General features: G+C 31.6%; 9 protein-coding genes. 3 read left to right on the forward strand and 6 right to left on the reverse strand.

Translation table 11 applies throughout. The annotated features are described in order from the left end of the window. Positions 1-14: 14 nt before the first annotated feature. Positions 15-635, reverse strand: coding sequence for a 3'-5' exonuclease (locus EI427_RS24285; RefSeq protein WP_126619954.1), 621 nt, complete (start codon positions 633-635; stop codon positions 15-17). A 352-nt stretch (positions 636-987) separates the two neighbouring features. Between EI427_RS24285 and tnpA the strand changes: the two genes are divergently transcribed. Next, entirely contained in the window at positions 988-1422 is a 435-nt protein-coding gene (gene tnpA, locus EI427_RS24290) for an IS200/IS605 family transposase (protein WP_126615292.1), read from the forward strand. A 68-nt stretch (positions 1423-1490) separates the two neighbouring features. Here the strand turns inward: tnpA and EI427_RS24295 are convergent, their stop codons facing one another. The 3 genes from EI427_RS24295 to EI427_RS24305 are packed head-to-tail and all read right to left on the reverse strand — an operon-like array spanning position 1491 to position 5370. Next, positions 1491-2849 carry a hypothetical protein gene (locus EI427_RS24295; protein WP_126619956.1) on the reverse strand — a complete coding sequence of 453 codons (1359 nt, stop codon included), beginning with the start codon at positions 2847-2849 and terminating at the stop codon, positions 1491-1493. An 11-nt stretch (positions 2850-2860) separates the two neighbouring features. After that, the gene (locus tag EI427_RS24300) at positions 2861-4780 is read right to left on the reverse strand and encodes a TonB-dependent receptor (protein ID WP_126619958.1); all 1920 of its coding nucleotides are present in this window, start codon (positions 4778-4780) and stop codon (positions 2861-2863) included. 50 nt (positions 4781-4830) lie between these two features. Next, on the reverse strand, positions 4831-5370 hold the full coding sequence (locus tag EI427_RS24305) for a TonB-dependent receptor plug domain-containing protein (protein ID WP_126619960.1): 540 nt from the start codon (positions 5368-5370) through the stop codon (positions 4831-4833). 283 nt (positions 5371-5653) lie between these two features. Here EI427_RS24305 and EI427_RS24310 point away from each other — a divergent pair, with 283 nt between their 5' ends. Then, positions 5654-5953: a Dabb family protein gene (locus EI427_RS24310; RefSeq protein WP_126619962.1), complete on the forward strand. Its 300-nt coding sequence runs from the start codon at positions 5654-5656 to the stop codon at positions 5951-5953. 77 nt (positions 5954-6030) lie between these two features. Here the strand turns inward: EI427_RS24310 and EI427_RS24315 are convergent, their stop codons facing one another. Beyond that, positions 6031-8448, reverse strand: coding sequence for a hypothetical protein (locus tag EI427_RS24315; protein WP_170178609.1), 2418 nt, complete (start codon positions 8446-8448; stop codon positions 6031-6033). Positions 8449-8591: 143 nt separating this feature from the next. Beyond that, positions 8592-9539, reverse strand: coding sequence for a helix-turn-helix domain-containing protein (locus tag EI427_RS24320; protein ID WP_126619966.1), 948 nt, complete (start codon positions 9537-9539; stop codon positions 8592-8594). Between the two features lie 402 nt (positions 9540-9941). On the opposite strand from EI427_RS24320, the gene EI427_RS24325 reads away from it, so the two are divergent. Continuing rightward, on the forward strand, positions 9942-11006 hold the full coding sequence (locus EI427_RS24325) for a PorP/SprF family type IX secretion system membrane protein (RefSeq protein ID WP_126619968.1): 1065 nt from the start codon (positions 9942-9944) through the stop codon (positions 11004-11006). Positions 11007-11030: the final 24 nt, after the last annotated feature.

Raw genomic sequence — 11030 nt, forward strand, 5'->3', positions numbered from 1 at the left:
AAACAGTTTAGAGGTTAATCTAAATCAGCTAAGTAATTTTTTCCTTTATGGAAGCCTTCTGCCATTAATTTTTGCCAAACAAAAAGTGTCATAAAACTATCAGAAAGTGAATCATGTGCATTATCTAACAATATTTTATCCTCTAGAGTTAACTTATCAATAAAATGATTAAATGCTGTAGAAAGACGTTGCCATTTGTAGTTATTGTATTTGTCGTTCCACTCTTTTTTTATTTCAGTAGAAAAAACATTCATAGCACAATACACACCCTTAGCATTTGTAAGATCTAAATAGGCCATATCGAATGGAGCATTATAAATAATTACATTCTTGTCTTCTATTAAATCATTTATCATGTCTTGCATGGCAAAGTCGTAAACTGGAGCATCTTCTACCATTTCTGGAGTAATGCCGTTTACAGCCATAGCTTCCGGCCATGTTTTTCTAAACTTAGGTTTTATATAAGTACTTAAAAGTATCTCTCGATCATCATTTATTATACTTAATTGTAATGCTTCATCTACACCAGCATCCAACCCAGTAGTCTCAGTATCTAAAACTATGAAGTCTTTTTTTATCTGAGGAATTGTATCTTTTCTCTTCCCTTTTGTTTGTATATGTTGGTCGTGAAGCATTTTAATATAAAATACAGTTTATTAAAATTAAAGCTGAAGCAATATAGTTTTAATTTCTTTGAGTTTATAAAATTTTAATTCAAAAGTGATAATCTATGATTGAAAAGTTATACTACTTGGATAAATGAATATCTACTTTTGTAATGTCATAAAATAGTAGACAATAGTAATAAAAGTTGCTAAAAGCAGACTAATTAAATAAACACTTATAAATGGGTTATTAAGTGTATTAGTAGAGGTGTCTTTTAATTAAGGACACCTCTTTTTATTGGTCTCATAAATGGGTTTAAAACCCTGCACTTTCAGTGCAGAACTTTAGTATTTCGAAAAAATCTACTACATTCTGAGTATTATGACACATGAGTATAGAAAAGGTCATCATACAGTGACTAGGTTGACCGTCCATATAGTTTTTGCGACTAAATATCGTTATCAAGTTCTAGAAGGAGATATTCAAAAACGATGTAGATCTCTTCTCATTCAAATTTGTGAAGCAGAAGGTATTGAGATCCTAAAAGGAGTTGTAAGTAAAGATCATGTTCATATCCATATAGAGTACCCTCCGACTAAAAGTCTTAGTGATATTTTGAAACGTATGAAAGGTCGAACTTCAAGGTTACTTCAACAAGAATATCCTAGTTTAGGAAAAAGGTATTGGGGTAAGCATTTTTGGGCAGGAGGTTACGGCGCTTGGAGTACAGGTAACATTACAGACGAAATGGTCAACGACTATTTAGAACATCATAGGAGCGATATGGACGATAATTCCAACTTCATGTTGGAATAAGAGGAAGTGAGCGTAGGACTTTCAGTCCTACCCCCAAACCTCTGCACTTTCAGTGCAGAGTGGTTTAGTTAGTAATTTTGTGTACCAATTGGGCAACCTATAATAATAGAATTAGTAACTGTAATACTGCTAAAGTTTGATGCCTTAATGCCATTCTGAAATTGTGGATCGTACATATCAGAACCTTCAGCTAAGTATAATGTACCAACTGCGGTTACATTAGAGAAAACACAAGATGTTATAGGTGATGCACCTGCATTTTTAGATGTTGTAGATTCAAAACATTTAGACCCACTAATGTCTGCTGCCAATTCATTTCTCAACACATATACATATTGTACATTCCCTGAATATCCTGCATCTGTATCGAAATCATCGTCTAAGGTATTGTAGGCTACTAAATGATGAAGATTAACATTACCTCCAAACCATTCATAGGCATCATCTCCTGCAAAAGAAGTGATAATATGGTCTATTTGTGTGTTATCTCCTATACTTCCTAAAGTTAAGGTATTAATCTCATTACCAGGAGATAAAGCAATACCTGCATATTCAATTCGTACATATTGTAGTATTCCAGAATTATCATGAGGATCATTTCCTCCATACTGTCCATTTCCACCCGTAGCATCAATCCCTTCAATGGTAACATCTTCTCCTTTATTGTTGGGTGATCTACCTAATAAAACCAAACCACCCCAATCTCCTCTATCTCTTTGTCCGATTGCCTTTGTGGATGTAAAAACTATAGGGTTTTCGGCAGTTCCTTTTGCATTAATTTTCGCCCCTCTATTAATAATTAAAACGCCCGGTTCAGCATCGCCTGTTCTACCAGATCCAAAAATTATTGTCCCTGCCTCAATTGTTATTGTTTTACCTTCTTGCACAAAAACTTGACCTATTAGTAAATACTGTTTGTTTGCATACAATGTGATATCTTCTGTAATTTCGCCACTAATTTTAATTGCCTGTTCTTCATTATAATTGTACTCTTTTGTAGAAGGATCAATCAAAAACCAATTTGAATTTGTCGACCAACTTTCTGCTGCAGAAGTACCAAATGCACCGACGTAAGAGGGAGTTTCGAAAAACGAAGGAAGTGCCGTATTTAATTCAAAATCAGTAATAGAAGTTGAAATTAATAAAGGGAGCTCATCTCTATAATTTTCTTTTCCAAATGTAGTGGACGTGAAAACATCTTCTACTTTTAAATCAGAAATAGATGTAATTGTATCTTCTTCATCAATATCAATATATGTTGTATTATTTTCTATAAATAAGCAATTGATTATATCTCCAGTACCTGTTATTGCACTACCATCATCTCCTTCTGCTGGTTGTTCTGGATTATAATCAGACGGTGAGCTAATAGAACAAGAGGTACACAAAGATATTGTTACGATGAGTAATTTATATAAATAGTTCATTTTTAAAAGATTTAGAATTTAACACTTAAACCAAAAGTAAACGAAGGACCAACCTGTACTTCTCTTATTAACTTATCACTTCCATTTCCTGGATCAATTTCTCCATCCATATTTCCATCTTCATAAAAAGTTGCTTTTGCATTTAAAATATTTGCAGCCTTAAACGAAAGATCTAATTTCTTTGTCATGGTTTTCTTTACCATAAAACCCAAATTATGTGTTGGCATTAAGTACCAAGGATAGGTTTCTTGTCCATCTCCTACAGTATATAAACTCTTACCTTGTGTATTGTACATTACCGCAAAAAGTAAATCGTTGTGTGTATAATTAATGGATGCATTTATAATATATGGCGCCTGTCCTTGTAATGCTCTAGTAGAAGATGCTTCTTGAGACTCTTCACTCAATTGTACCTGAGAATAGATATACGAAGCATTAACCATTACATGGACTTTATTTAACCAATGGTGTCTATTTGCACTTAAAGGAGTTGCAATTTCTACAGAAACCCCTGCCAATTGAGCTGATTCAGAATTTTCGTACGTAAACATCGGGCTTTCAGATCGTATTTTATAGGCTTTCTCAATAGGGTTATTCATGTATTTATAAAACAAAGAACCGCTTACTTTTAACCCATAAATAAATTGTTTGGAGTAGCTGAAATCTATATTCTGAATTTCTGTATTTTCTAATTCTGAGTTACCCGCTATATCGGTACGCCATTCAAAATCGTAATACGTAAAAGGAGCTAATTCTCTAAATGCAGGTCTGTTGATTGATTTAGCATAAGACATCTTTATAACACCACCTTTATCGTCTGCTTTTACATAGTTTACATAAGGCAATACATCTGTACTTTGGTTATTTACATTTACAGTATCGCACACTAAAGTTTGATTAAAAGATTCTACTCTTACTCCTACACCAAGTTTACTTTTATAAGCTACAGGAATTTCTAAACCAACATATTCAGCCAATAATTTACTATCTGCTGTATAAGCATCTGTTGGTCTTGTTCCGTCAATCATATAGTAGCCATTCTCACCAAAATTTTCTGATTCAAAAATACTTCCTATTTCACTAGCAGAAGGGTATCTCAATTCATAATCTGTATTATCATCCTGTGCGAATGAAGTTAATCTACTATCAAACCCTCTAGCAGAATATTCAGTATAAACACCCGCTTTAAGTTTAATACCATCATTATAAGTAGATATATTTCTTGTGAAATCAACTCTTCCAGAATATGTATTTTCTTTTAAAATTGATGCATACCTACTTCCAGCATCTGCTTTTGAACTTCTTGGAATCAGTAAATAAAAATCTTCAGTTGTACCTAATAACCGTTGTGCAGCGGCTACTCTATAATCAGGTTCTTTTCTTGTAGTATGCGAATACCCTGCAGCCCAATCTAAAGTAGTCTGTTCATCTGTTCCTAATACATGATGTCCGTTTACACGACTTAAGTACATTGATTTTGAAACATAATCAGTGGCATAAGCTACTCTTTCATATTGGTTATCATAATCTAAACCATATCTAACAGAGAACATATTATTTGCTGTATGAGTATAATAATTCGAAAACGTAATGCTTGATTTTGGACTGAATTCAAAATTCCAATTTGATACTAAATTTGTACTTGTGGTTTGATTGTATGTATAGTTATCGTTATAATATTTAGTTTTAGAACCTGTTACAGTCCCATTGTCATCTGTAGTATAACCAGTGTAACCATACCTATCACCATAATATGTTTTGGATGATTTATTAAACGTAAAACCATTGACTGTGGTAACTTTTACTCGACTTCCTCCTAAGTCTCTTCCCATAATATAAGATAACCCCATATTTGGTAAGGCTTTTGATTTATTCACTCCCCAAACATTTTCTAATTTTTGGGCTTCTAAAGCAGCTTCATTTCTAGACATATTTTGTATCTCATCTGGAGAGGCTATATCATCAGAAAAATTTCTTTTCTCTACGCCTGCTCCAAAGAAGTCTGCTGCCCCCCATAATTTTGAGGCTTATAAAAATCTTGTCCTGTTGTATAGGGTAAGAAGCCTAGATTTACAGATAATGTTGTGAAATTTTTATCTACTTTTGCCTTTGTATGAATATCTACAGCAGCACCAGTAAACTCTCCAGTTATCCCTGCTGTACCATTTGTATATACGTTTACAGAATTTACAAAGCCAGATGGCAAACCATTAAAAGAGAATGCCTTTGTACTAGTCTCTGTACTTGGTGCAAGAATACCATCTATATACACTGCATTATACCTAGGTGATAATCCTCTGTATTGTAATTGTGCTTTACTATTAATTAGAGAACCTTGTTGTAAGGCTAAAGTACTTACCACACCACCTTTTTGATTCAGTTGCTTAGCATTGTATTTATATACAGGCTGAACACTTGTATTATCTAAAGAATCTAAAATAGTTTGAGCATATACTATATTTGTACTTAAAAATAGCACTAAGCAACTAAATATAAATATAGGTCTGTTTAAATAACTCATTATAAACTAAATAATTAATAACTCTATTCATTTCATCTAACACTGCAAATGTATAACTTGAATTTAGTTTGATATTGAATTAAATATTAATTATATAGTATACTATGTTACGAATACGTTAAGATTGTTATCGGGTTTAAATGCATCGTTTGATATCAACCTTTATTTGAAATCATTACTTTATGGTATTTATGTAAAATGGGTACTACTATTGGTATTAATAGTGTCAGTAAATCTTATACAATTGGATTATCTTTAATTATTTAACTATTAATAATAGACTATGTATAAGCACATTGTATTATGGAAATTGAAAGACAACGTAGAAGGTAAATCAAAAGCTGAACTTTCTATAATTGTAAAAGAAAAATTAGAAAGTCTTAAAGACGTTATTCCCGAAATCAAAGTACTTGATGTTGGGGTGAATGTAGGTAATTATGGTGCTTCTTTTTTTGATGTGGGAATGTATATTACTTTCAACTCTAAAGAAGATTTTCTTAAGTATATAACGTACAAGGAGCACGATGAAGTTGTTGCCTATATTCAAAGTGTAATGGTAGCAGAAGAAATTGTTGATTTTTAATATTATTGAAAGCACAAAAAACGGGTAAGATTATAGTTAAATAATCTTACCCGTTTTTTTATAAAATTGGTGCAATATTACCCCGCTACATTAATAGCTTTAGTAATTACATAACCATTGTAATTTACTCTAATGTAACATTTACCAGTAAGTAGAGGTAATGCAATTGTTTTAGTATCGTCTTCTATAACGTACTTTCTAATTCTTCCATATTTGTCAAAAACCTCTACAGAGCAATTTTGAATTGAGGCATTCACTTCTACAGATAATACTTGACTATCCATTTGTACATTGAAATCGTACACACCTACCGCATCAGAACGTGTTAACTTAATTTCTGATGTACTAATTTTATCACCTGCTTTAACTTTCAAGTTACAAGCTCCAATATTTGGTGTAGGATCATTTGGGTTGATAGGATTACCATAAAAATCTATGCGAGGTTGACTAGATACATATTTAAAAATACCCGTACGAGCACCCGGTAGTTCAGGACCAGCTTTATTAATTCCTGCATTAATAATTGTGCTTCCTCCCTCAGTAATAAATCCATCTCTAGAACCATTGTCAACGTTTAAGAAGTTTACTTTTCCTTTTATAGATTTTTTATCTTGTGAAGTAAATTTATAAGCAACATCTCCATGATAGTAGTTATTACTTATAAAAATTTCTCCACCATTGTCTTCAATCAATACTTGTTTAGTACCAATACTACCCTTTTTGATATAAAAAAGGTTATTGAAAACATAAGAGTTTAAGCCCTTCATATCTATAGATGTTGCATAAGCAGAATCCATATATATTGTATTGTTATAGATATAGTTATTATCTGGCAAATGATGCCCTCCAGGTGTTTTACTGTTTAACCAAATAGTATGGTTACTCGTCTTCCATTTTAGATTATTTCTCCATCCATCGTTCACAGATACATTATATCTATAGACGGAGTTCATGTTTCCACCAAGAATTTCTACAAATCCTCCTTCACAATCTTCCATGTAATTATATTGAATAAATGTATTTACATTTTCATGATCGATATGTACACCATGAGAATCTAGATAACCACGAATATGTAAACATTGATTGTATTGAATAACCGTATTTACACATCTCCAAGTCCAAACAGAACTACCTCTTGCTGGCATTCTATGGTCTGAATTATCGCCTGGATAATTAAAGATATTCCCCTCTATTAAACAATTATATGTTCTAATTGGTAAAATGCAAGTACCACCAGTATGATGAAATTCATTATTCCTAAAAACAAAATTCACATTGGAGTTACTCTCTTCTGTTCCTATTCCTTTTGCTGCACCTTTATGCTTTATGTGTACTCCCAAACGTTGTAGATTTTCGAAATAACAGTTTTGCATAATCACATCTCGGATTTGTTTAATGTCTCCAACGTCATTTCTATTAGTAAGGAAAGTAACTGCAGATACCTCAAGATTATTAAATGCTTGTTCTCCTTTTTCTTTTAATACAGGCTTAGGGGCATATACATTTCTAAAAACTACCTTATCGAAGCTAAAATCTTCCATTGTAGTTTTATTTGTATTTAAAATTAAGATAGCATAAGCATCTTGTTCACTAATTCCCTTTCTATTGCTCTTTCTTTCGTTGTGTACTTCTATCTTCTCAAAAGAAATATGGTCGTTATTTTTAACTAGAATTGCCTCTCTATAATCACCACCTTGTTTCTCTCCTACTTCACCAGTAATAATAGGCAGTGCACCTTTTCCATAAGATGAAACAACTATCGGTTGTTTAATGTTACCAGAACCATTAACTACAAAGTGTCCATCAAACCGATCTCCTTTTTTAAAGAAAACAGTATCTCCAGGATGTAACTTTGTATTCGTAATTTTTTCTAACGTTTTCCAAGGTGATGTTTTCTCACCGTTATTTTTATCACTTCCTATTGTTGCACTCAAGTAATAGTTTCTAGGAGTAGGTTTTGTAACAATTATTTTCTCCTCCCCTTTATTGATTACCTCAAAATCATCAATTGCTAAAGTACCAGACCAGTTTTGATAAACAACCAATTTGATTTGGGAATTACTTCCAGAGTTAAAAGTAACCGTTGTAGTAATCCATTCATTCTCATTTTCTGATTGAAATAAGTCAGATTTTATTAATGTAGAGGCATTTTTATTGTCTCTAACAGCAATGTATCTTTTTAAACTCGATTTTGTCTTTACACTAAATGTATAGTTCGTATTTGGCTTTACCTGAATATTCTTTAATAACTGAATATTAGCCGCACCATTGGCTGTTGTTATTAATTTGAGGTAACCATTGCTATTATCTTTAGCAATTTCTCCAATTACTTCTCCCTTATAACTTTTGTTATATTGAATTTTAAAACCAGTTTTAGCTATTAAAGTTCCAGAAGAATAATTATTGAAATTATTTTCAAATTGAATTTTATCAGCAAAACAGTTCACTCCTAGTAAGAATAAACCAATAGTCACTAAAAAGTATCTCATCATCGTAGTATTATTAAAAAATGTTCGTGACTCAAATATAAAGTGATATAAGTGTATTTTATAACCTTAATAGAACAAAAATAAGTACTATTTATACAAAAGAAAGATTTTAAGTCCTCTAACACATCAAAATACTACTCTCCTTATTAATTATTTCTAATGGAAGATGGAGATATACCATATTTCTTTTTAAACTTTCTACTCATGTAAGACTGATTAGTATATCCTAGTTCATTACTTAAATCACTTAAGCTTTTTGAAGAGTGTTTAATCTGATTATACAATTCAATCATTCGGTATTCATTGTACATGGAGTTGATAGATGTTTTATATACTTCTCTAAATAGTCTATTTAATTTTGATGCGCTCATACCAACCTCTTTGCAAATTTCTGGAATGACAGGAGTTGAGGATAAATCACTTAAGATCTTCACTTTTAGCTTACTCATTTTTTCTAAATCATCTGGATGGATAGCTTTAGTTTTCTCGTTTTTTAAAACAAGCTGTTGATTTAAAAGCATAATTATCTCATAAGCTCTAGACATAAACAGACAATGTGCCTCCGCTTTATTGTCTATTACATTGTAACAATCCATAATCAATGATTCAATTTTTGGATCTAAATCTTGAAAATAATAAAACGGTTCAGTACTAGAAAAGAGCTCATTCAGTACCAATCCATATTTATGCTGTGGTTCTTTTAAATAATCAGATGGAAAACTGATTACAAACCATCTTACGATATCATTTTCTGGATAAATTATAGTATACCCTTGTACAGAATTATATATGCTTATACCTGCGTTATTCCCTTTAGAAAAATTGGAATCATAAGACCACACTCCTTTTATCCCAATTCTAATAGTGATTATATTTTCATTAGAGGGTAAGAATTTAATAGTAATAGTTTTGTCAACTTCTGCTTCAATTAAGCTTACACAAAATGAATTTTTATATTCGAAAGAAGTTGCTTTTATTTTTCCGAAAATATCTTTTACAGACAAAATTGGGGGCTTCCATAAGCCATCATAATATTCGGAAAACCCCTTATATAAATTATACGGGTAAGCTGATTTAGATGTATACGTAATCATTTTTAACAGTCTAGTCTATTGTTAAATATCAAACTAATATGAGTTATAACAAATTATATATATTCAATAATTTTAAATTTTTGATTTTAGTATCAAAAATTTAAAATTATTAGTACGTTTTTAAAGTTCACATAAGTGAGTTTTAAACCGACTTTAAATGATATGTACTTAAATTTAGTAATAAAACTATGATTAGTATAAACAAATCTTCATATCATGATAAATGATGAATGAATTAATCCTTTTAAAGAGTAATACTGACAAAAAGCATTCTTGTAATATTTTAATTATTAATTTCACTTATCAAATATACTTTTTGGCATGGTATTAACGTATATATAAATAACAGATTAAGTTTATCTATTTGTACTTACAAAAAAAAGAACTGTAACTTATATAAATATGTGCCAATTCTGCATAAGAAAAAGGTTGATTCCCCTATTATCAATCTTTTTATTACTTGGATTGGCTGTAAACGCTCAAGACCCTCAATTTTCGCAATTTTATGCCGCTCCATTATATTTAAATCCGGCTATGGCAGGAAATACTTACGATGGAAGAGCGACATTAAATTATAGAAATCAATGGGTAGGTTTACCAGCCAATTTTGAAACTTATATGGTAGGATATGACCAATATATCCCTTCAAAAAATATTGCTCTTGGTGGAACAATCCGACAAGACAGGTCGACTGTAAATGGTTCACAAAGTTTTACGAATACTTCTGTTGAAGTTATTGGTAGTTATTTATTATCAATTTCTAATAACCTAAAAGTAAATTTTGGATTACAATTAGGTTTTATGCAATCTTCTTTGGCGTTCAATAATTTATTATTTAGCGATCAGATTGGCACTGGAGGAACAATTGGAGGTCCTACAGCAGAGACGTTATTAAATGACAATGCTTTTGCTCCCGATATTTCTGCAGGAATGTTAGTTTACGGACGTGGTTTTTGGGGAGGTTTGGCTCTTCATCATATCAACTCGCCGAATGTTTCTTTTATGGGTGGTAAACAACATTATCCCATGAAATTTTCTTTAATGGGCGGCTACGTTATTCCATTAGAATACGCTAATAGAAGACAAACGGTTAAAAGTTATACAGGTAAATCTATTTCGCCAGTCGTCTTATTTATGCAACAAGGGCAAGCTACTCAATTAAGCCTAGGTGCTTATGCTAACTTATCGCCACTTCTTATAGGTATTTGGTATAGAGGATTACCTTTAATTAAACAGAATGATGCACAAGCTATTAATCATGATGCAATTATAGCAATGATTGGTGTAAAGGTTCAACGTTTAAAGTTTGGCTATAGCATGGATTGGACATTAACTAGATTACCACAACAAGGTGCAATATCACATGAGATATCTTTAGGATATGATCTTAATATATACAAGGATTATAGAAAGAAGAAGAAAAAGAAAGCACAACTATTACCCTGTTCTACTCCATGGGTAAATTAAAAATACTAGATACCAACTTCATTA

It is taken from the genome of Flammeovirga pectinis, assembly GCF_003970675.1.
GTDB classification, from domain to species: domain Bacteria; phylum Bacteroidota; class Bacteroidia; order Cytophagales; family Flammeovirgaceae; genus Flammeovirga; species Flammeovirga pectinis.